The organism is Streptomyces sp. NBC_00019 (assembly GCF_045041015.1).
Taxonomy (GTDB): Bacteria; Actinomycetota; Actinomycetes; order Streptomycetales; family Streptomycetaceae; genus Streptomyces.
Map to the genome: position 1 here is coordinate 10,950,695 of NZ_CP108302.1, position 20,275 is coordinate 10,970,969.

The 20,275-nt window shown below is 69.4% G+C and carries 18 protein-coding genes and 1 pseudogene; 14 read left to right on the top strand and 5 right to left on the bottom strand.

Features of this window, described 5'->3' with window-relative positions; genetic code table 11:
• Positions 1-2: 2 nt before the first annotated feature.
• The 8 genes from OHU89_RS50955 to OHU89_RS50990 all read left to right on the top strand — a co-directional run bounded on the left by OHU89_RS50955 (position 3) and on the right by OHU89_RS50990 (position 9,540).
• A complete protein-coding gene (locus OHU89_RS50955; RefSeq protein ID WP_266965894.1) occupies positions 3-875 on the top strand; it encodes an aldolase in 873 nt (290 codons plus the stop codon).
• Positions 872-1,744 carry a 5-deoxy-glucuronate isomerase gene (iolB, locus tag OHU89_RS50960; protein WP_405653717.1) on the top strand — a complete coding sequence of 291 codons (873 nt, stop codon included), beginning with the start codon at positions 872-874 and terminating at the stop codon, positions 1,742-1,744. Before OHU89_RS50955 ends, iolB begins: the two co-directional genes overlap by 4 nt.
• Positions 1,744-3,627 carry a 3D-(3,5/4)-trihydroxycyclohexane-1,2-dione acylhydrolase (decyclizing) gene (iolD, locus tag OHU89_RS50965; RefSeq protein ID WP_405653718.1) on the top strand — a complete coding sequence of 628 codons (1,884 nt, stop codon included), beginning with the start codon at positions 1,744-1,746 and terminating at the stop codon, positions 3,625-3,627. The genes iolB and iolD overlap by 1 nt, the downstream gene beginning before the upstream one ends.
• A gap of 29 nt (positions 3,628-3,656) precedes the next feature.
• Positions 3,657-5,165, top strand: coding sequence for a CoA-acylating methylmalonate-semialdehyde dehydrogenase (locus OHU89_RS50970; RefSeq protein ID WP_405653720.1), 1,509 nt, complete (start codon positions 3,657-3,659; stop codon positions 5,163-5,165).
• A gap of 30 nt (positions 5,166-5,195) precedes the next feature.
• Positions 5,196-6,179: a TIM barrel protein gene (locus OHU89_RS50975; RefSeq protein WP_405653722.1), complete on the top strand. Its 984-nt coding sequence runs from the start codon at positions 5,196-5,198 to the stop codon at positions 6,177-6,179.
• A 225-nt stretch (positions 6,180-6,404) separates the two neighbouring features.
• Complete coding sequence (locus tag OHU89_RS50980) at positions 6,405-7,187, top strand: TIM barrel protein (RefSeq protein ID WP_405522439.1); 783 nt, start codon at positions 6,405-6,407, stop codon at positions 7,185-7,187.
• 95 nt (positions 7,188-7,282) lie between these two features.
• Positions 7,283-8,326, top strand: a complete 1,044-nt coding sequence (locus tag OHU89_RS50985; RefSeq protein ID WP_405653724.1) for a Gfo/Idh/MocA family oxidoreductase — start codon at positions 7,283-7,285, stop codon at positions 8,324-8,326.
• A gap of 173 nt (positions 8,327-8,499) precedes the next feature.
• Complete coding sequence (locus OHU89_RS50990; RefSeq protein WP_405653727.1) at positions 8,500-9,540, top strand: LacI family DNA-binding transcriptional regulator; 1,041 nt, start codon at positions 8,500-8,502, stop codon at positions 9,538-9,540.
• A gap of 787 nt (positions 9,541-10,327) precedes the next feature.
• Here the strand turns inward: OHU89_RS50990 and OHU89_RS50995 are convergent.
• The 5 genes from OHU89_RS50995 to OHU89_RS51015 all read right to left on the bottom strand — a co-directional run bounded on the left by OHU89_RS50995 (position 10,328) and on the right by OHU89_RS51015 (position 14,190).
• Positions 10,328-11,041: a GntR family transcriptional regulator gene (locus tag OHU89_RS50995; RefSeq protein ID WP_405653729.1), complete on the bottom strand. Its 714-nt coding sequence runs from the start codon at positions 11,039-11,041 to the stop codon at positions 10,328-10,330.
• 48 nt (positions 11,042-11,089) lie between these two features.
• Positions 11,090-11,479 carry a PPOX class F420-dependent oxidoreductase gene (locus OHU89_RS51000; protein WP_405653732.1) on the bottom strand — a complete coding sequence of 130 codons (390 nt, stop codon included), beginning with the start codon at positions 11,477-11,479 and terminating at the stop codon, positions 11,090-11,092.
• Positions 11,480-11,655: 176 nt separating this feature from the next.
• Entirely contained in the window at positions 11,656-12,462 is an 807-nt protein-coding gene (locus tag OHU89_RS51005; RefSeq protein ID WP_405653734.1) for an amino acid ABC transporter ATP-binding protein, read from the bottom strand.
• A gap of 5 nt (positions 12,463-12,467) precedes the next feature.
• Positions 12,468-13,283, bottom strand: a complete 816-nt coding sequence (locus OHU89_RS51010; protein WP_405653736.1) for an amino acid ABC transporter permease — start codon at positions 13,281-13,283, stop codon at positions 12,468-12,470.
• Positions 13,284-13,317: 34 nt separating this feature from the next.
• Positions 13,318-14,190 (bottom strand): transporter substrate-binding domain-containing protein, encoded by an 873-nt coding sequence (locus OHU89_RS51015; protein ID WP_405653738.1) that lies wholly within the window; start codon positions 14,188-14,190, stop codon positions 13,318-13,320.
• 537 nt (positions 14,191-14,727) lie between these two features.
• On the opposite strand from OHU89_RS51015, the gene OHU89_RS51020 reads away from it, so the two are divergent.
• From OHU89_RS51020 to OHU89_RS51045, 6 genes and pseudogenes are all read left to right on the top strand, one after another.
• The gene (locus OHU89_RS51020; RefSeq protein ID WP_405653740.1) at positions 14,728-15,234 is read left to right on the top strand and encodes a hypothetical protein; all 507 of its coding nucleotides are present in this window, start codon (positions 14,728-14,730) and stop codon (positions 15,232-15,234) included.
• Positions 15,235-15,250: 16 nt separating this feature from the next.
• Positions 15,251-16,495: an NAD(P)/FAD-dependent oxidoreductase gene (locus tag OHU89_RS51025; protein WP_405653742.1), complete on the top strand. Its 1,245-nt coding sequence runs from the start codon at positions 15,251-15,253 to the stop codon at positions 16,493-16,495.
• 62 nt (positions 16,496-16,557) lie between these two features.
• The gene (locus OHU89_RS51030) at positions 16,558-17,475 is read left to right on the top strand and encodes a dihydrodipicolinate synthase family protein (RefSeq protein ID WP_405653744.1); all 918 of its coding nucleotides are present in this window, start codon (positions 16,558-16,560) and stop codon (positions 17,473-17,475) included.
• Complete coding sequence (locus OHU89_RS51035; RefSeq protein ID WP_405653746.1) at positions 17,475-18,548, top strand: proline racemase family protein; 1,074 nt, start codon at positions 17,475-17,477, stop codon at positions 18,546-18,548. Before OHU89_RS51030 ends, OHU89_RS51035 begins: the two co-directional genes overlap by 1 nt.
• Positions 18,548-20,047, top strand: a complete 1,500-nt coding sequence (locus OHU89_RS51040; protein WP_405653748.1) for a gamma-aminobutyraldehyde dehydrogenase — start codon at positions 18,548-18,550, stop codon at positions 20,045-20,047. Before OHU89_RS51035 ends, OHU89_RS51040 begins: the two co-directional genes overlap by 1 nt.
• A pseudogene (locus tag OHU89_RS51045) lies at positions 20,047-20,178 on the top strand (peptidoglycan bridge formation protein FemAB); the annotation flags it as partial. The gene OHU89_RS51040 and the pseudogene OHU89_RS51045, both read left to right, overlap by 1 nt.
• Between the last annotated feature and the right edge of the window lie 97 nt (positions 20,179-20,275).

Consider the following 20,275-nt stretch of genomic DNA (forward strand, 5'->3'; position numbering starts at 1 on the left):
ACGTGCTGTCCGAGAATGTGAGCCGGATCGTGAACGCCCGGGTGGGCGACCCCGGCGCCGTCGCGGCCGCCGCTGCGCGCCGGGTGAAGGCTCCCTCCCTGCTCGGCGAGCACGGCAAGGCGATGATCATCGCCGCCGACCACCCTGCCCGCGGCGCCAACGGCGTCGGCGGGGACCCGAATGCGATGGCGGACCGGTTCGAACTGCTGGAGCGCCTGTGCATCGCGCTGGAACGGCCCGGGGTGACCGGTGTCCTGGGAACCGCGGACATCCTCGAGGACCTGCTGCTGCTCGGCGTGCTGGACGGTAAGAGCGTCTTCGGCTCCATGAACCGGGCGGGCCTGGCCGGGTCGGTGTTCGAGATCGATGACCGGTTCACCGGCTACGACGCCGCCACGATCGCCGCGATGGGCTTCGACGGCGGCAAGATGCTCACCCGTATCGCGCTGGGCGACCCCGCCACACCGGCCGTCCTGGAGAACAGTGCCCGAGCGATCGATGAGCTGAATGACCGTCAGCTCATCGCGATGGTCGAGCCGTTCCTGTCCGCCTGGCAGGACGGGAAGATCCGCAACGATCTGTCCACCGATGCCGTCGTCAAGTCCGTCACCATCGCCTCGGGGCTCGGCCGGCGTACCGCCTACACCTGGCTCAAGCTTCCGGTGGTGGAGGACATGGGACGGGTGCTGGCCTCTTCCACCCTCCCGGCGCTGCTGCTGGGCGGCGAGGTCAAGGACGCGGATGCGGCCTTCGCCTCATGGGGCAAGGCGTTGCAGCAGCCGACCGCGCAGGGGCTCGTCGTGGGCCGGTCTCTGCTCTACCCCTCGAACGGTGACGTCGCCGGTGCGGTGGACAAGGCGGTGAGCCTGCTGTGAGTAAGTACCACCTGCCGGCGGGGACTTCTTCCGATGGCCCCTATGACCTCCTGGTCACGCCGGAGTCGGCGGGCTGGGGATACTCCGGCCTGAGGATCCTGACCCTCAAGCCGGGCGAGGCACACGCCGTGTCCACCGGCGACTCCGAGTTCCTGGTCCTGCCGCTGACGGGCTCCTGCACCGTCACCACGGACGGCAGCGTCTTCGAACTCACCGGTCGGACAGGCGTGTTCGCCTCGGTCACCGACTTCGCCTACCTCCCCCGCGAGTCGGAGGCCCTGATCAGCAGTGCGGCCGGCGGCCGGTTCGCACTGCCCAGCGCCCGTACCGGGCGGAGCTCACTCTCCGCCCGGTACGGGTCCAAGGAGAACGTGCCGGTGGAGCTGCGCGGTGCCGGGGCCTGCTCAAGGCAGGTGAACAACTACTGCCTGCCGGGCACCTTCGAGGCCGAGCAGCTGCTGGTCTGCGAGGTCCTCACACCCGGCGGCAACTGGTCGTCGTATCCGCCGCACAAGCACGACCAGGCCCGGCCCGGCCAGGAGTCGGAGCTGGAGGAGATCTATTACTTCGAGGTTTCCGGCGGCGAGAACGGCTTCGGCTACCAGCGGGTGTACGGGAGCGCCGAGCGGCCGATCGACGTGCTGGCCGAGGTGCGTTCCGGGGACACGGTGCTGATCCCGCACGGCTGGCACGGGCCGTCCATCGCCGCGCCCGGCTACGACCTGTACTACCTCAACGTCATGGCCGGCCCCGGCCCAGACCGTGCCTGGCTGATCTGTGACGACCCCGCCCATGGCTGGGTGCGTTCGACCTGGGACGCCCAGGACATCGATGACCGGCTGCCGTTCGCGGCCGAGGAGAACCACTGATGAACACGATCAGACTGACCACCGCTCAGGCCCTGGTGCGTTTCCTGGCGAACCAGTACAGCGAGCGCGACGGCCAGGAGCAGCGCCTCATCCCCGGGGTGTGGGGCATCTTCGGGCACGGCAACGTGGCCGGCATCGGCCAGGCGCTGCTGCAAGCGGCCACGACCGGCGAGGCCGACCTGCCCTACTACCTCGCCCGCAACGAGCAGGGCATGGTCCACGCCTCGGTGGCCTACGCCAAGTTGCGCGACCGGCTGGCCACCTTCGCCTGCACCGCCTCCACCGGCCCTGGCTCCACCAACATGATCACCGGCGCGGCGCTGGCCACCACCAACCGGCTGCCGGTCCTGCTGCTGCCCTCTGACATGTTCGCTACCCGCGCCGCCGACCCGGTGCTGCAACAGCTGGAGGACACCCGCGGCGGGGACGTCACCGTCAACGACGCCTTCCGCGCCGTATCCAAGTACTTCGACCGCATCTCGCGGCCCGAGCAGCTCATCCCGGCCGCCCTTGCGGCCATGCGGGTGCTGACCGACCCGGTCGAGACAGGTGCCGTCACCCTCGCGTTGCCGCAGGACGTGCAGGCCGAGGCATACGACTGGCCGGTGTCGTTCTTCCGGCGGCGGGTGTGGCACGTGGGCCGCCCGGTGCCGGAGGCGGCCGCCGTCGAGCGGGCCGCCCGTCTGCTGCGCAATGCCCGCAAGCCGCTGATCGTGGCGGGCGGCGGGGCCGTGTACTCCAGCGCCGAGACCGTGCTGCGCGCGTTCGCCGAAGCCACCGGGATCCCGGTCGCCGACACCCACGCCGGCAAGGGCGCCGTCCCCTGGGATCACCCCTACGCCGCCGGCGGCATCGGCTCCACCGGCTCGTATGCCGCCAACCAACTCGCCCGCGAGGCGGACGTGGTGCTCGGCATCGGCACCCGCTACTCCGACTTCACCACCGCCAGCCACACCGTCTTCGGCAATCCGGACGTCACCTTCGTCAACCTCAACGTGGCCCGCCTGGACGCCGTCAAACACTCGGCGGAGCCGTTGGTCGCCGACGCCCGGCTCGGCATCCAGGCCCTCGCCGGAGCGCTGGACGGCTGGGAGGTCGAAAAGACCTACCGCCGTCACATCCGCCAGCTGATCGCCCGGACGCGGCAGATCGAGGACGAGTGCTTTGCTCCCGAGCGGAACACCGGTGATCTGCCCGCCCAGACGCAGATCCTCGGCGCCCTGAACGAGGTCCTTGACGACCGGGCCGTGGTCATCAACGCGGCCGGCTCCATGCCCGGCGACCTGCAGCAGCTGTGGCGCGCCAGAGACCCTAAGGCTTACCACGTCGAATACGCCTATTCCTGCATGGGATATGAGGTCGCCGCCGGTGCCGGTGCCAAGATGGCCGACCCGACCCGCGAGGTCGTCGTGCTGGTCGGCGACGGCTCGTATCTGATGATGGCCCAGGAGATCGTCACCATGGTCTCCGAGGGACTGAAGGTCATCATCGTGCTTGTCCAGAACCACGGCTTCGCGTCGATCGGTTCGCTGTCGGAGTCACTCGGCAGCCAGCGCTTCGGCACCAAGTACCGCTTCCGCGACGGCGATTCGGGCCTCCTCGACGGCGACGTCCTCCCGGTCGACCTCGCCGCCAACGCCTCCTCCCTCGGCGCGGACGTCCTGCACGCCACTTCGGTGGAGGAGTTCCGGGCGGCGATGGAGAAGGCCAAGGCCGCCACCCGCACCACCGTCGTGCACGTCGAAACCGATCTCTACGGCCCCAACCCGCCCGGCCACGGCTGGTGGGACGTCCCGGTCAGCGAAGTCTCCGCCCTGGAGAGCACCCGCACCGCACACGAGACGTACTCCGCGAACAAGCGCGCCCAGCGGCACTACCTGTAACTCCCGTACCCGCAAAGGAAACCCGCACAGTGACCACCATCCAGCACTGGATCAACGGCGCTCCCGTCCAGGGCACCGCCACCGCCACCGCCACCCAGCCGGTCTTCAATCCGGCCACCGGCGCCGAGCAGGCCCAGGTCGTCCTCGGCGGCGCGGCCGACGTGGACGCTGCCGTCCAGGCTGCGTCTGCTGCCTTCGAGACCTGGTCGGAATCGTCGCTCACCCAGCGCACGCAGGTGATGTTCGCCTTCCGCCAGCTGCTCCTCGAGCACGAGGAGGAGCTGGGCCGGATCATCTCCGCCGAGCACGGCAAGACCGTCGACGACGCCCGCGGCGAGATCACCCGGGGCCGCGAGGTCGTCGAGTTCGCCTGCGGCCTCGGCGACATCCTCAAGGGTTCCTTCTCCGACCAGGTCTCGCGTGGCGTGGATGTGCACAACTTCCGCCAACCCCTCGGCGTCGTCGCCGGCATCACCCCGTTCAACTTCCCCGCGATGGTGCCGCTGTGGATGCACCCCATGGCCATCGCCACCGGCAACACCTTCATCCTGAAGCCGAGTGAGCGCGACCCGTCGGCCGCGAACTTCGTCGCAGAGCTGTACAAGAAGGCCGGCCTGCCCGACGGTGTCTTCAACGTGGTGCACGGTGGCAAGGACGCGGTCGACGCGATCCTCACCCACCCCGACATCGAGGCCGTCTCCTTCGTCGGGTCGACTCCGATCGCCAAGTACGTGCACGAACAGGCCACCGCGCACGGCAAGCGCGTCCAGGCCCTCGGCGGCGCCAAGAACCACGCCGTCGTCCTGCCCGACGCCGACCTCGAATTCGCCGCCAACCACATCACCGCCGGCGCCTACGGCTCCGCCGGCGAGCGCTGCATGGCCGTCTCCGTCGCCGTCGCCGTCGGCGACGCCGCCGACGGACTCGTGCAGGTGCTGGAGCGCAAGGCCCGCGAGGTGAAGGTCGGCCCCGGTGACCAGCCCGGCACCGAGATGGGGCCGCTGGTCACCAAGGCCGCCCAGGAGCGCGTCGAGAGCGCGGTCGGCGTCGCCGCCACGCAGGGCGCCACCGTCGTCGTCGACGGCCGCGGTCTCAAGCTCGACGACCCCGCCTACGCCGAGGGCTTCTTCACCGGCCCCTCCCTCCTGGACCACGTCACCACCGAGATGGCGGCGTACAAGGAGGAACTCTTCGGCCCGGTGCTGGCGATCCTCCGAGTCGAGACCCTGGACGAGGCGATCAACGTCATCAACGCCAACCCCTACGGCAACGGCACCGCCCTGTTCACCGCCTCCGGTGAAGCTGCCCGCCGCTTCCAGCGCAACATCAAGGTAGGCATGATCGGCATCAACGTGCCGGTGCCCGTGCCGATGTCCTACTACTCCTTCGGCGGTTGGAAGGACTCCCTCATCGGCGACTCCCCCATCCACGGCCCCGAAGGCATCCGCTTCTACACCCGCCCCAAGGTCGTCACCACTCGCTGGCCCCAGCCCAAGCAGCAGGTCAGCGCGGGCTTCAACTTCCCCACCTCCAACTGAGTTTCCGTGCCGCTCTCCGAAGGACACACCATGGCAACGGCGCCACCCCCCTTCCGCACCACTGCGGGCAACCTCTGCCTGGGCTCGGCCCCCGACTCGTGGGGCGTCTGGTTCCCCGAGGACGAGCACCAGGTGCCGTACACCCGCTTCCTCGACGAACTCGCCCAGGCCGGCTACGAGTGGCTGGAGCTCGGCCCCTACGGCTACCTCCCCACCGACCCGCAGCGCCTCAAGGACGAACTCGACGCCCGCGGCCTGCAGGTCTCCGGCGGCACCGTCTTCGGTGCGCTGCACCGCCCCGAGGCCTGGGACGACATGCTCGCCCACGTCCGGCAGATCGCCGGCCTGACCGCCGCCGCCGACGCCCACCACCTCGTCTTCATCCCGCCCATGTACCGGGACGAGAAGACGGGCGCGTTCACCGAGCCGCCCGAGCTGACCGCCGAACAGTGGGCGGGCTTCGGCAAGGCCGCCGACCGGCTCGGCAAGCTGCTGCTCGACGAGTACGACGTACGCCTCGTCATCCATCCGCACGCCGACAGCCACATCCAGACCCAGCCCGAGATCGAACGGCTGCTGAACGAGTCCGACCCCCGCTACACCAACCTCTGCCTGGACACCGGCCACGTCGCCTACGGCGGCGGCGACAACCTCGACCTCATCCGCCGCTTCGGCGAACGCGTCGGCTACGTCCACATCAAACAGATGGACCCCGCCGTCCTGGCCCAGGTCGCCGCCGAAAACCTCTCCTTCGGCGAGGCCGTCAAACGCGGCGTCTGCGTCTCCCCGCCCGCCGGCGTCCCCAACCCCGCCGACATCGTCACCGCACTCACCACACTCGACGCCGAGCTATTCGTCATCGTCGAACAAGACCTCTACCCCTGCGCACCCGAGGTACCGCTGCCCATCGCCGTCAGCACGCGCGAGCACCTGGCCACCTGCGGCCTGACCGGCACCCGACGCCCGAGGCTGACGCTCCCTGCCGACGAGCAGCCGAGCAGAGCCCCCAAGTAACCAAGCCACCGGCTCGCGCGGTGGCCGGCGCATGGAGACCCCCGGCGCAGTTGACGCGCCGTGGCGGGCTTCTATGCGGTACTCACGGCTTCCGCGCGAGATTTCTAGAACGTTACAGGCTTCATGGCCACCGGACACTTGACAGCGGCTCATGGTGACTGGCGTACTGGTCAGAGCATATAGAACGTTCTAGTTCCCGGCCGTCCGGAGATGAGGAGAACCACGATGTACGCACTAGCGGTCTGTGCGGAGATGGTCTTCCGCGACCTTCCGATCGAGGAGCGGGCGCGGCGTATCCACGAGGCCGGCTTCCAGGTCGAGATCTGGGACTGGACGAACCACGATCTCGATGCCCTCGCCCGCTCGTCCGCCGAGATCGTCTCGATGACGGGGTACGTGAGCGGCAGCCTCACCGATGACGACGGCGCCGCCGAACTGTTGCGCACGGCCGAGGAGTCACTCAAGGCGGCCGAGCACCTGGGCTGCACGCGCCTGAACCTCCACGGAACCGGTCTGGACGGCCAGGGGCTGCCCGTGGTGCCGGTACCCGGGGAGCCCACCGGCGCGATGTGGATGGCCGCGCACCGCACACTCACACGGATCGCCGAGCTCGGCGAGAACGCCGGGGTCACCTTCACCCTCGAGAATCTCAACACCGCCGTCGATCACCCCGGGGTGCCCTTCGCGAAGGCTGCCGACACCCTGGCGCTGGTTGCCGCCGTGAACCGGCCCGGTCTGCGCATGAACCTGGACCTGTACCACGCCCAGATCGGCGAGGGGAATCTGATCGAGCTGGTGCGCCGCGCCCACGGCGCGGGACTCATCGGTGAGATCCAGGTGGCGGACGTGCCGGGCCGCTGCGAACCCGGCACGGGAGAGATCAACTACCCGGCCATCGCCCGCACCCTCGCAGACATCGGCTACGACGGCACCGTCGCCATGGAGGCATGGGCCTCCAGCGACAGCGAGGCCGCTCTGGAGCGCTTCCGGGCCGCCTTCACCGTCTGACAGGAGCGGCCGCGGGATATCTGCCCGCCCTCGCGTCCGCGCACCACGGCAGCCGCCACCACCGAAGCCACGACGTAGATCACGGAGTATGTGCCATGACCTCCCCCCAGTCCCTCGCGGTCGGCCTCATCGGCGCCGGACGCATGGGCTCCTTCCACGCCGAGACCCTGGCCCGCCGCCTCCCCGGTGTACGGCTGGCCGCCATTGCCGATCCCGCACCCGGGGCCGCGAAGGCTCTGGCCGATCGTCTCGGCTGCCCCAAGACGTACACGGAGATCGGTGACCTGCTCGACGACCCCGAGATCGAGGCGGTCGTGATCGTCACGCCCGCCCGCACCCACGCCGGACTCATCGAGGCCGCAGCACGCGCCGGCAAGTCGGTCTTCTGCGAGAAGCCGATGGCCATCACCCTCGACGAAGCCGACCGCGCCATCACCGCCGCACATGAGGCGGGCGTGGCGCTCCAGGTGGGCTTCAACCGCCGCTTCGACGTCGGCTTCCGCGCCGCCCACGAGAAGATCACCGCCGGTGACATCGGTACCCCGCAGCTGCTGCGTTCCCTCACCCGGGACCCCAAACTGCACGACCCGTCGCGCATCCCGCCATGGACGATCTTCCTGGAGACGCTCATCCACGACTTCGACGCCCTGCGCTACCTCAACCCCGGCTCAGAGCCCGTCGAGGTCTTCGCCATGGCCGACGCCCTGATCCGGCCCGACTTCAAGGACCACGGACTGCTCGACACGGCCGTGGTGACGATCCGCTTCGACAACGGCGCCATCGCCACGGCGGAGGCCAACTTCCAGGCGGTGTACGGCTATGACGTCCGCGGTGAGGTCAAGGGCTCGACCGGCATGCTCACCCTGGGTGACCTGCGCAGCAACCACCTCACGTCCTACGGTGCGGCTGGCGCAGCCGCCGAGTGCGTCAGCTACGACCAGGATCTCTTCCACGCGGCCTACGTTGCCGAACTGGCCGAGTTCACTGACAGCGTCCGGGACAAGCGTGCTCCGTCGGTGACCGGCGAGGACGCTCGGGCCGCGCTGGGCATCGCCCTCGCCGCGATCGGTTCGATCGCCACAGGCGGTGCGGTCACCGTGGGTGACGTCAGGGAGAGCCCGGTGACAGTGCGGCCGTAGCACCGAGCACACGCACGCCGCCTCGGCGGCGCCGTCTCCAGCCCAAGCGGCCGCCGCCAGGGTCGTACCTCTCACGTCACCGTGCCGTTGCCGAGCCCCCTCCTGAAGCAACGCCCACATGGAACGTTCTACAATCGGTCTCCAGCAGACGAGACCGACCAGGAGAGGACAGGATGCCTGCGACCCCGGCGGTCCCGGACGGGAAGCGGCCGACGCTCGCCGACCTGGCGACGCGGGCAGGTGTGTCCACCGCGCTGGCCTCCATCGTGATGCGCGGGGCGAAGGGGGCCAGCGCCGCCACCCGCGAGCGTGTCCTGGAGGCCGCGCGGGAGATCGGCTACCGCCCGGACGCCCGGGCGAGACTGCTGCGCAGCCACCGCTCCCACCTGCTCGGCGTGCAGTTCGGCCTCCAGCATCCGTTCCACGCCGACCTGGTGGAGGGCATCTACGCCACCGCCGAACCAGCCGGATACCAGATCGCGCTGAGCGCCGTGACCGCCGGACGGGGTGAGCAGCGTGCCGTCGAAACCCTGCTCGACGACCGCTGCGAGGCGCTGATCCTGCTAGGCCCACAGACCCCCGCCTCACGGCTGACGGAGCTCGCCGGGCAATTGCCGGTTGTCTCTGTGGCCCGCCACCTGCGGCCACCCGTCCCCGGCCTGGAGGTCGTACGGACCGCCGACGACAAGGGCGCCCGCCAGGCGGTCGACCACCTCGTGGCGCTGGGCCACCGCGCCATCGCCCACATCGACGGCGGCAAGGCACCCGGCGCAGCCGACCGGCGACGCGGCTACCGCACCGCCATGAACCGCCACGGTCTCACCGAGCACATCCGCGTCGTGCCCGGGGGCCTCACCGAGGCAGAGGGCGCCGAGGCCGCCCAGGTTCTCGCCGCCTCCCACCCGCGCCCCACCGCGGTCCTCGCCTTCAACGACCGCTGCGCGACCGGTGTCCTCGATGTCTTCCTCCGCAGCGGCATTCCCGTCCCGGGCGCCATCTCCGTCGTCGGCTTCGACGACAGCCATCTGGCCCGCCTGGCCCATATCGACCTCACCACCGTCGGGCAGGACATCCCCCGCCTCGCCCACCTCGCCGTGGACCGGGCCATCGCGCGCCTGGACGGTCGCGACACCGGTACCAGGGAACAGGTGGTCGCTCCACACCTCGTGGTCCGGGGGACGACGGCCCCGCCCTCTACCGCACCGGCCACCTGAGCGTCGTCTGGGCCAACCTCGCACCGCACACAGTCCCACGCGCCTCCAATACCTGAGGAATGGGGCACAACAGCGAACTCGGCGACTTTCTCCGCTCCCGTCGCGCCCTCCTCACCCCGAACACCGCCGGACTGCCTCCGGGCGCGGGGCGCGCCGGTGCCCAAGCTACGCCGTGAGGAGGTCGCGCCCCTGGCGGGTGTCACCACCGACTACACCCGCCTGAAGCAGGGCCGCCACCCGCACCTCTCCGAAGCCGTCCTGGCTGTCAGGAGGGCAACGTGGTTACGGCGACGTCTGGAATGGCTCCACTTGGCCCCTTTAGCTCGTCACTCGCAGGTCCAGTTCAGGTCGCCGCGGCCGGGAAACTCGTTCTCCTCGACGCCGGACCAGCGGAGGCGCGGGCCGCCGTGCCGCCCCGAACAGCGCGTGTCATCGCATGCACCCAGGTCGTATCCCGTCCACCGATGCCGTAGCCGCCCTTAGCGGTGACGGGACGGACGGGCCGACCTTCGCAATGGCGGGGCGGTGCACGGGATACAGGCTTCCCCAAACGGGGTCCGCCGCAGGCGCCAGCCGGGCAGTGACCCCCGCGGGCGCTGATCACCTGGGCCAGAAGCCGACCCTGCCGGCTCCACCGAGTCCTGCGGTCACTTACGCCCAGAGTGCTCTTCAACGTGGCGGGGCGCAGGACAGACACGCGGCACGAACGCGTCACGCGCCATGGGTTGGTAGCCCGGCAGGAGGCCAAGCGCATCGACGGATGTCCCGCGCTCGGCCCGGTTCTTTCTCAGGCGACAGGGCCGTGGGCGTGCTTCTTGCGTTCGGCGAGCATCTCGATGAGTTCGCCGGCGCTCGCCATGGTGTGGCGTTCCACCTCGGCATCGATGGTGTCCGGGTCGCCGTTGAGGATCGCCTCGATGAGGCGCTCATGGACGTGCAGGGCGCGGTCGGGATCCGAACGGGTGCTCTCGTCGACCATGATGGCGATGTTGATCTGGGCTTCCACGGTCGGCCACAGGCGTTCGAGCATGGTGTTCTCGGAGGCGGTCCACACTGTCCAGTGCAGGTTGACATGGGCCTGGTGGAGGCGGTCCGGGTCCTGGGCGGCGTGGGCCGCCTGGTACTCCTCCCAGCTGCGCCGGAGCGTCTCCTTCCGGGAGCCGTCGGGATCGTCGGCCAGGGCCCTGGCGGCCAGTTTTTCCAGGGCGACCCGGACCGCGGCGACGTCGGTGATGAACTTCTCGTCGATGTCGGTGACGACGACTCCGCGGTAGGGCTGCTGTTCGAGAAGTCCTTCGTGGGTCAGTTGGTAGATGGCCTCACGCAGTGTGGGACGGCTGACCCCCATCTGCTGGGAGATTTGGACCTCCCGGAGCCGTTGCCCCGGTCCCAGTTCTCCGGCCAGGATGGCCCTCCGCAACTCGTTCACCACGGCGTCGCGGCGGGTCTGGTTGCTGACCGGCCGGGGCCCGGTGGCTGGTTGGGGGGCGTGGTCACTCATGGGTCCTCCGCAGATTGTCAGACCACATACTAGCCGCCGGGTGGGTGATCAGCAGCCGTACTCGGTGACGCGCTCGGCGCTGACGGTGACGACCACTCTGGGCGTTGTCGCGGTCTCCTGCCAGGGCTTGCCCTCGTACTTGTGGGAGAGCTCGTCGATCAGTTCCGGCCCACCGTCCCGGGTGATGGTGACCGATCCTCGGACCACGGCGTAGACGTAGGGGTTGTCGCGCTCGGTGATCAGGATGCTGGCGCGGGGGTCGCGCAGCAGGTTGAGGTGTTTCACGCGGCCCTCGACGGTGGAGAAGGCGATCCCGTCGCCGGTGGCGTTCACCCAGACCGTGGTCTGCTGGGGCAGGCCGTCCTTGCCGATCGTGGCGAGTGTCGCGAAGTTGGGCGCGGCGGCCAGTTTCCGTGCCAGCTCGGTGAGTTGGGGCATGTCGGTGACCTATTCCGGTAGGAGGTGAAGTGTGCGGGAGGGGTGGTGGCAGGCCCCGGGGGAGGGGTGTGCGGGCCTGCCACCGTGCGCGGCTCCGCCCGGGCCGGTGCAGCGGAGTACGGACCGGCCCGGTGCGGTGGGCGGGGCCGCCGATCCAGGTCGGCCGCTGGGGACGCTCAGAAGCGGACGGCGTCGATGAATGCCTGGAGTCCGGGTGTCTGCGGATCGTTGAAGGCCTGCGCCGGTGGCACGTCCTCCTTGATCAGACCGTCCTCGAAGAAGCAGATACGGTCGGCGGCGTGGGCCGCGAAGGCCATGTCGTGGGTGACGATGCCGCAGGCGATGCCCTCTTCCTCCTTCAGTTTGGTGAGTACGCCCAGCACCTCGGCCGCCACCGGCGGGTCGAGGGCGGAGGTGATCTCGTCGCACAGCAGCAGACGGGGCCGCATCATCAACGCCCGTGCGATGGCCACTCGTTGGCGCTCACCACCGGACAGCTGGGTGCAGCGGCTGCGCAGGTGATGTGCCATGCCCACCTCGGTCAGGGCCCGTTCGGCCCGCTCCAGCAGCTGGGCCTTGGACTCGCCCAGGGTGAGGCGCGGCGCGACGGTGAGGTTGTCGAGGACGTTCATGTGGGGCCACAGGGTGTAGCTCTGGAAGATCATTCCGATCTGGCCGCGGAGGTCCTTCCACGCGTCCGTGTACTCGCCGTCCCGTACGACGGCCTGGCCGGCGAGGTCGATGTCCCCGGCGTCCGGCTCCTCGAGACCGGCGATCACCCGCAGCAGGGTGCTCTTGCCGGAACCGCTCTTGCCGATGAGGACGGCGATCTCGCCGCTGCCGATCCGGAAGTCGGCCTCCTTGAGGACCGGGCGGCCGTGGAAGGACTTGCTCACACCGCGCGTGCGCACGAACGCGCCGTCGAGCTCCGCGTCCGCATCGGTGTCCGGTGCCTTGTCGAGGGTCGGGCTGGTCTCTGTCATCGTGATCAGACACCTTCCGGCTTGGGTGCGGACGTGGGTACGGACGTGAGGGCGGGGTCGGCCAGGGCGGGTGGCCGCTGTCCGGGGCGCAGCCGTGCGAGTGTGCCGCGCAGCCCGGACGTGGGCGGCTGGGCACCACGTGAACCGCTGGTGAGCAGCCGCTGCTCGACGTAGCTGGTGAACAGGGTGGCGGGGAAGGCGATCACGAAGTAGATGACGGCGACCATGGTGAAGATCTCCATGGGCCGGTAGGTCTGACTGGCGAGGATGTTGCCCTGGAAGGTCAGGTCCGCCATGCCCAGCGCGGAGACCAGGGAGGTGTCCTTGAACATGCTCACGTTCAGGGACAGGATCGTGGGGATCTGCTGACGGAAGGCCTGCGGCACGATGATGTGCCGCATGATCTGCAGCCGGTTCAGGCGCAGCATGTGCGCCGCCTCGATCTGCTCGACGGGCACCGACTGCATGCCGGCGCGGTAGGTCTCCGACATGAACGCGGTCAGATGCGCGGTGAGGGCGATGATGATCGACAGCTTGCCGGGCAGGTCGATACCGAGGAGTGCCGGAAGGGCGTAGAACACCCAGATCAGCTGGATCAGCAGCGGTGTACATCGGAACACCTCGATGTACAGCTGCGCGGGCCAGCGGATGACCTCGATCTTCGACATGCGGGCCACGGCGAGGGGGAAGCCGAGGACGGCGCTCGCGAGGATCACGATCGTCGAGATCTCCAGGGTCAGCCACAGCCCGTCCAGCAGGGTGGGCAGCGAGGGACCGATGACGCTCAGATCGAATTCGTAGGCGAGATTCACGGAATGCATCGCGGACTACCTCCGAGGGGTCGGCGAGATCCGGTCAGGACTTGATCTCGAGGTCGCCCAGGGCGTCCACGTCGCGGTAGCCGGCCTCGGCGAAGGCACGGTCGATCTCGCCGCTGGCCACCGAGTTGTCGATGGCGACGTTGAGGATGTCCATGGAGCGGGCGTCGATGCCGGCGGGGACGCCGTAGGCCACGTGGTGGACGAAGATCGTCGGGTCGGGGACGATGATGCCGAGGGACTTGTCCTTGGTGGCCATGTCGACGGCGGTGCCGAGGTCGGTGAAGACGGCGATGGCTTTGCCTGCCTTCACACCGGCGGCCGCGTTCTGGTAGGTGTCCACACGCAGTTCCTTGGCGCCCGCCTGTTGCAGCGCCGCGTCCAAGGCGGAGCCCTGCGTGGTGGCGATGGGCTTGTTCGCGTCGAGGACCTGCTTGCTGGTGCTGTAGTCGCTGTCACGCTCTACCAGGAGCACGCCCGGGTAGGACCACGAGCCGTGGGTGAATCCGATCGCCAGGCTGCGCTCGACTGTCTGGTCGAGGTCGGCGGCGATGTCGTACTTGCCTGCCTGGAGCCCGGCGACGATGTTCTGCCAGGTGGTCGCCACCGTCTTGACCTTCACACCGATGCCGGCCGCGAAGTTCTCCAGGGGTATCAGGTCGGGTCCGGCGCATGTGCCGTCCGACTTGACGGTGATGGTGGGCGGGGCGTCGGCGCAGCCGACCCGCAGCTCGCCCGCCTTCTTGATCTTGTCTACCCAGGCGGCTTTGGCGGAGTTGCCCGAACTGGCGACGGTCTGGGTCGAGCCGCCGTCCGAGCCGGCCTTCCCGCCGAAGTAGCCGGCCAGCCAGGCCAGGATGAGTACTCCGACCACGTAGAAGGTGTATCTGCTCTGCTTGGTGAGGGCCATGGCCGGTGCTCCAGTGCTAGGGGCTGAGTGGTGCAGGGTGCGGCAGGGGATTTAGTCGGTCCGGGGTGGAGCGGCATTGCGGTCAGCGGTGGATGGGTGGACCGCTCCGGAGACGAGAAGGGCAACCGCAGTACGCGGCGCCCCTTCGATGCGGGGCGCTCCCGCAGACAGTGGCGCCGTAGATTGTCAGACACACAGCAAGATGTGCCGGAAGGCTAGGAACGCCGCTGCGCTGTGTCAATAGCCGAAATCGTGATGTTCCGAGGCGGCGATCAATCGGCGCCGCGGCCCGCGACGGTAGGCGCCCATTCCGCGAACGGGGCCTCGACCTGGCCTTAAAGCGTGCTTGCGAAGCCGTTGTCGACGTCCGGCGCCATGGTGCTCAGCCCGCGCGAACGGGCCGTGAAATGAGTCCACGGCCGCGCCAGCCTGGTCGATTCATTCACTTCCGGGCATTGACCACGCCGGGTGGCCCGGTCTAGCGTCAGCCTCCCGCCGATTGTTTGACAATCTGCGATCTCGTCGAAAGGAAGGCCCATGAGGTTCAGCCATGCCGTGAACGTCGTGGACGCGCCGGCCGAGGGCACCTCCGGCCAGGTCGTCGTGGGTGGGGGCGGGTCTGTCCACGGGGAGAGCGTCTTCGAGTTCGACTGCGCCGACGGCAAGATGCGGCGGGTGAAGCTGGTCAGCCGGCCCGCCTTCGTCCACCGCAAGTCAGCGGACCTGGACGTTCCCGGTCTCGGCTGGGTGAGCCGCCCGGAGAACCCGCTGATCCCTGGCGTCACGAACGCGGTGTTCGCCGGCCGGATCGACCGCTCCCCGTGCGGCACGGGCACCTCCGTCCGCTCCACCGTCCAGGGTCGGGCCATACGACGCCGTCGTCCCCAGCGTCTCCGGGCGCGCCAAGACCACCTCCTTCGGCCAGTTGGTCCTGGCTCTGACAGATCCGTTCCAGAACGGCTTCGTGGTGGGACGTCCCTGGGAGCCGGAGGTCTGACCGCGTCGGGCCAGAACCTGTGCCCCGGATCATTCGACGCCTTGTAAGGAGGTACACGACCCCATGCGGACCATCGTTGTGGGAGCCGGCGCCGTCGGCCTGGCCGCCGCCTACCGGCTGGCCAAAAGCGGCTGCGAGGTGACCGTTCTCGACGCCCGGAGCGCGGGCTCCGCCGCTTCGCACGGCAACGCGGCCAAGATCGCCCTGGCGGAGAGCGGCCCGGTGCCGGCGCCGGGCGTGATCCTGCAGTCACTGAAGTGGATGCTGAAGCCGGACAGCCCGCTCTACGTCAAGCCCTCGCTCAACCCCGCCTTCGTGAAGTTCATGCTGACGATGGCCCGGCACTGCACCGCGCGCGACTTCCGCCGGGGTCTGCAGACGACCCTGCGCCTCGCCGAGGGCACCATGGACCTCCTCGACGACTGGACCCGGGACGGCATCGCCTTCGAGATGCACAAGGCGGGCGTCCTGCTGGCCTTCGAGACGCGGGAACGCTACGAGGAGCAGCTCGCCTCCCTCGACATCTTCGAGAGCTTCGGCATGGTCGCCGAACACCTGCACGGAGACGCCGTACAGGCCAGGGAACCGGTACTGAACAGCCGTATCAAGCACGGCCTGTTCTTCCCGGACGACCGACAGGTCGAACCCGACTCCCTCACCCAGGGCCTGCTCAAGCGGTGCGGCGAACTCGGCGTCGAGATCCACGAACACACCCCCGTACGCCGCTTCCTGCGCCAGGGCGGCACCATCACCGGCGTGGTCACCGACAAGGGCGAGTACACGGGCGACACTCTGCTGCTGGCCGGCGGGGTGTGGACCGCCAAGATGGCCGCCCAGCTCGGCGTCCCGCTACCGATCCGGCCGGGCAAGGGCTACAGCGTCGATTACTCGCCCTCCCCGGTGCCGCTGCGCACGCCCCTCACGCTGGAGGACGCCCGTGTCGCGGTGACCCCGCTGAACGGGTTCCTGCGGCTCGCGGGCACCATGGAGTTCGGCGGCCTGGAGGAGAACATCAACCCCCGGCGCATCGCCGCGATCAAGCAGGCGGCCGCCGACTCGCTCACCGGCTGGGACAACCCGCCCGGGGAGGCGAGTCCGTGGGCCGGGCTGCGCCCGATGACCCCGGACGGCCTGCCGATCATCGGCCGCCTCGATCCCCTGCCCAACGTCTACGTCGCCTCGGGCCACGGCATGCTCGGGCTCACCCTCGCCCCGGCCACCGCCGAGATCATCGCCGAGGCCATCACCACGGGCCGCCTGCCGTCCGTCGCCGAGGCCGTCTCACCGCGCCGCTTCACCCGCCGCTGACCGGACCCTGTCTCCGGCTGCCCTCCGACTGATTCCCCCATACTGATCTCAGGAGTCCCTTCATGAGCGCCCCCCAGTTCACCGGCATCCTCGCCGCCGTCGTCACCCCGCTGACCGCGGACGGCTCCACCGTCGACGCCGAGGGCATACGGCGCCAGGCCGAGCACATCATCGGCGGCGGCATCCACGGCCTCGTGCCCGGCGGCAGCACCGGCGAGTTCACCACGCTGATCCTCGACGAGCGCAAGCGGGTCACCGAGGTCTACGTCGAGGCCGCCGCCGGACGCGTCCCGGTCGTCGCCGGGACGGGCGCGCTCAGCACGGCGGACACCGTGGAGCTGAGCGTGCACGCGGAGAAGGCGGGCGCATCCGCCGTGATGATCGTGCCGCCGTTCTACGACGCCCCCACCTTCGACGAAATGCTGGGCTTCTTCGGCACGGTCTCCGACGCCATCGACATCCCGATCATGTACTACAACATCCCGTCGGCCACCGGCGTCAACCTCGCGCCCGAAGAGTTGGCGAAGCTGGCCCGGGAGACCGCGGTCACCTCCTACAAGGACACCGGCGGCGACTTCACCTGGTTCACCGCCGTCCAGCAACAGCACGCACAAGCCATCACGGCCCTCAACGGCTGGGACACCCTCACCTTCGCCGCACTCGCGAGCGGGGCCCAGGCGGGCGTCTGGGGTACCGCCAGTGTGATCCCCCGGCTGTGCGCCGACCTGTACGACGCCCTCGCCGTCCGAGGCGACCTGCACGCCGGACGCGAGCTGTGGGCGAAGATCTTCCCGATCTGCCAGTTCCTGGAGTCCCACAACTACGCCTGCGGCATCAAGACCGGCCTCGACCTGGTCGGCATCAGCGCCGGCCCGACCCGCCGACCGGTGCTGCCGCTGGCCCCGCAGTACGTCGAGGAGTTCCGCGACCTGCTGATCGCCGCCGGAGTCGCCGTAGTGGACGAAAGGGTGGCCGCCTGATGCCTTCGTACGGCCGTGTCCACGCCATCGACGTCCACGCCGAAGGCGAGCCCGGCCGCGTGCTGATCGGCAGCCATCTGCACGTCAAGGGCGCCACGATGGCCGAGCGGCTGCACTACTGCGAGAAGCACCTCGAGGACCTGCGCCGGCTGCTGCTCCAGGAGCCGCGCGGCTACCCGGCCCTGTGCGGCGCCCTGGTGCTGCCCCCGGCCGACCCGACCGCCGACTTCGGCCTGGTGGTGCTGGAACAGGGCGGCTTCCGCCCCATGTCCGGCTCCAACCTCATCTGCGCGGTCACCGCGCTCGTGGAGACAGGCGCGGTGCCGGTGAGCGAGCCGGTCACGGAACTCACCGTGGACACCGCGGTCGGCCTCGTCCGGGTCCGCGCCGAGGTGTCCGGCGGCAAGGCCACCCGGGTCACCTTCGCCAACGTCCCGGCCTTCGTGGTGGCCCTCGAGCACGAACTGGACCTGCCGGAATACGGCCGTGTCCCGGTCGACATCGTCTTCGGCGGCCAATTCTTCGTCCAGGCCCGCGCCGCCGACCTCGGCCTCACCCTGGATCGCTCCTCGGCCAAGCACCTCACCCGCGCCGGCGCGGTGTTGCGCACGGCAGCCCAGCAGCAGTTCCCGGTCAGTCATCCGCTCAATCCCGGTATCAACGAGATCGCCCTGACGATGATCCACGGCCCCTCGCCCACACCCGGCGTCTCCGGCCGCAACACCGTCGTCCTGCCCAACGGCGAGGTGGACCTTGCCGACCCGGCCACCTGGACCGGCTCCCTGGACCGCTCTCCCTGCGGCACCGGCACCTGCGCCCGCATGGCCGCCCTGCACGCACGAGGCGAACTCCCCCTCAACACTCCCTTCGTCCACGAGTCGATCATCAACACCACCTTCACGGGCACACTCCTCGACACCACCCACGTCGGACCATACGAGGCGGTGTTGCCGACGATCAGCGGACGCGGCTGGATCACCGGATTCAACCAGTACGTCCTGGACGACACCGACCCCTTCCCGCACGGCTACACCCTCGGCGACCTGTGGGGCGCCACCGAACAGGAGCGTTGATGCAGACCCCCGACACCACAGGTACGCAGTTCATCGCGGGCAAGCGCCGCCCCGGCACGTCCGGCGAGGAGTTCTCGGTGACCAACCCGGCCACCGGGGAGGTCCTGGCGACCGACACCCTGGCCGGCGTCGAGGACGTGGCAGAGGCGGTCGCCGCCGGCCGCGAGGCCTTCGCGGACTGGTCACGCACCACACCCGCCGACCGCTCCGAGGCACTGCTGCGCTGGGCGGACCAACTCCAGGCACGTGCCGAGGAGTTCGCCGGGGTCGAGAGCCGTATCGGCGGCAAACCGATCAGGCTGACCCGCGGCTTCGACATCCCCGGCACCATCGACAACGTCCGGTTCTTCGCCGGTGCGGCCCGCAACCTGGAGGGCCGCGCCTCCGGCGAGTACTCCGGCGACCACACCTCCAGCATCCGCCGTGAGCCCGTCGGCGTCGTCGGCTCCATCGCGCCGTGGAACTACCCGTTGCAGATGGCGGCGTGGAAGGTGCTGCCCGCCGTGGCCGCGGGCAACACGATCGTGCTCAAGCCGTCCGAACTCACCCCGCTCACCTCGGTGATGTTCGCGGAGGCGGCCCAGGAGGCGGGTATCCCCGACGGTGTTATCAACATCGTCACCGGTACCGGTCCCGTCGCGGGGCAGGCGCTGGTGACACACCCTGATGTCGCCATGGTCTCCTTCACCGGCTCCACGGCGGTCGGCCGCCAAGTCGCCGCGCAGGCAGCCGGGTTGGTCAAGCGTGTCCACCTCGAACTCGGCGGCAAGGCTCCCTTCGTCGTCTTCGACGACGCCGACCTGGAGGCCGCGGCCCGCGGTGCGGTGGCGGGGGCGCTCATCAACGCCGGCCAGGACTGTACGGCGGCCACGCGCGCGTATGTCCAACGGCCGCTGTACGAGGGGTTCGTGGCCCGCGTCGCCGAGCTGATGGACGCGGTGAACCTGGGCCCGGTCGACGACCCGGCCACCGACATGGGCTCCCTGATCTCCTTCCGTCAGCGCGACAAAGTCGCCGCCATGGTCGAGGACGCCCGCCGGACCGGAGCCACTGTCGTACGCGGCGGGAAGATCCCGGACGGACCGCTCGGCCGGGCCGCCTATTACGAGCCCACCCTCATCACCGACGCCGCACAGGACTCCGCCATCGTGCAGCAGGAGATCTTCGGCCCGGTCCTCGTCTGCCTGCCCTTCGACAGCGACGACGAGGCGCTCCGCCTCGCCAACGACACCCCGTACGGACTGGCCGCATCCGCCTGGACGACCAACGTCTACCGCGCCGGACGCGTGAGCCGGGAGATCCAGGCGGGCTGCGTCTGGATCAACGACCACATCCCGATCATCAGCGAAATGCCGCACGGCGGCTACAAGACGTCCGGCTTCGGCAAGGACATGTCCGCCTACTCCTTCGACGAATACACCAACGTCAAACACGTCATCTCGGACATCACTGGCGCATCGCACAAGAGCTGGCACGACGTGATCTTCACCAGCCGCTGAACCACCTAATGGGGCTGCTGAGGTTCAAGGCCGGCACCGGCGGCGAGGCCGTCGAATACCTCGGCGAGTGGGACTTCCCGCTCAACAAGGCGCTGCACAAGGCCCTCGACCTCTACATGTCCCGCCGCTGAGCCTGCGGCAGCCGACCGACCGTGATCGGGGAGAACCGCCCTGGAGACGCCATCAGGCGGTTCCCTCTTCGAGGGATGCCGCGGTGGCCTTTCTCGT